Annotated in this window: 2 protein-coding genes; both read right to left on the reverse strand. The window is 39.0% G+C overall.

Going from position 1 to position 1675, the window contains the following annotated elements; all coding sequences use genetic code 11:
- A partial coding sequence (locus SFU91_00005) for a hypothetical protein (protein ID MDX2127400.1) occupies positions 1-257 on the reverse strand: 257 nt, incomplete at its 3' end.
- A 122-nt stretch (positions 258-379) separates the two neighbouring features.
- Positions 380-1300 (reverse strand): hypothetical protein, encoded by a 921-nt coding sequence (locus tag SFU91_00010; GenBank protein MDX2127401.1) that lies wholly within the window; start codon positions 1298-1300, stop codon positions 380-382.
- Positions 1301-1675 lie beyond the last annotated feature (375 nt).

Genomic DNA, 1675 nt, shown 5'->3' on the forward strand with positions numbered 1-1675 from the left:
CTGTTAGGTGAAATGAAACACACATAAGGTTCGCCTTGCGGATGGTACTTTATGCCATCTACATAAAAAATAAATTCTCGTTGGTTTTTTATGAGGTTGATTTCATAAAAATTATTGCGGTAAGTACCGAAAGTCATTAAAGCCTGTTCACTTATTGTGTTGATGTCAAGCACGTAAACACTTGCTTCATTTATGCTGTCAGCTAACTTTAAAGCAGTTAGAAATTGTTCGTAGGTTGAAAACTTTTGTTCAGTCATTTGTTTTGATAACGATGTCCATAAAAATTACCGCTAACGGTTGGATGTGCGCTGTGCCGCCGTGCGTTGGCCTTGCGGGGCGGGCTTCGGCGGCATAGGCGTACATCCTTTGTTCGCAGCGTTTATTGAGGGTTTGGGAGTTCTTTCATACTAATTTTTCCATTATTGGCAAGTGTCTGGATAAAATTCACACTACTAATCAGTTGGTCTTCCAGTAACTTATTGTTTCCAAATCCCCTCTTTTCCATTTGAATAATTTTCTCTGATAGGCTTAAAAATCTATCAAAGGCTTTCTCTAATCGTTCAAGTTTTGCCAATTCATGGTCCATGCGAATCAATTCAAGTTGAGATTGAATTTCCATTCTTCTTCTTTCTTCTTCTAATACTTGGGTTTTTGCTTTTGCAATCGCAGCAAGTAGATCTGATTCTTCTTTATCGTTTAATTTTTTGCTTCTTTTTATCTCCCAATAGTTTTTTACTAATCGGCTAATTGGTTCTAATGAAATGATATCGAATACTAATTCTTTGGTCTCCTTTACTGTGTTTAAATTTCCTTCAAATCCAATATCTCCCGGAGAAGCATAGTAAATATGACTGACTTGCAATTCTTCATAGGGAGCCAAATAATAATGAAGCCTTGCTTCTTCATATACATAGCCTCGTGTCCGCTCCCCTCCGAATCCTATCTCGTTGGTACGAAGTTTTCCAGTTACTGCGATTAATTTATGCAAAAAATCAACGCTCTTAAATATCTGGTCAAATTCAAAAGCCCTCCATTGTTTATCAATTGAAATCGTAAAATTACTTTTTTCAGGAAAATACTCTTTTTGAATTACTTTTGACTCATCTACCAAATATTTTTCAAAATACGCAATCCAACTTTTTAACTCTATTTCATCTTTGACAGATTCCGAATGAGTGAAGCGATCAATTTTTTCTGACAGTTGCCCGTTATAGTAACCCAGTTGTGCCTCTTTCTCTTTTGTGATTGCCAAGTATTGCTTAGCAAGCATCAACAACTTTATTTTGTCAAGTCCTTCCATATTTTATTTTTTGATTTGATTGCTGCGAACTATTCTACTACCGCAACCGACGACTAACCAAAACCCGCATTGCGCCTTTTATTGAGTCGTCTGTTGCGGGTATATTTGCTTCAGCTGCCTCAAATGGTCCACCCCAATCAACCCTACATCTTCTTTTTTAGCAATATATCAAGACCTCAACAAAGATCCAAGCCAATACCCCCCCAATTTCCAGATCATCCAGCGGACGCTTAAGCCTATTCCCGCCTTTATGCCTAATGTTGAGTGCAGATCGCGGTGGTCTTCTCACTGCTCTCGAGACTGCGCAGTTCCGAAGGGACCGCAAATCTACCCCCTTCTCCAGCAAATGGGTGGCAAAGGAGTGCCGCAGGGGGG

The organism is Chloroherpetonaceae bacterium (assembly GCA_033763895.1).
Lineage (GTDB): Bacteria > Bacteroidota > Chlorobiia > Chlorobiales > Thermochlorobacteraceae > JANRJQ01.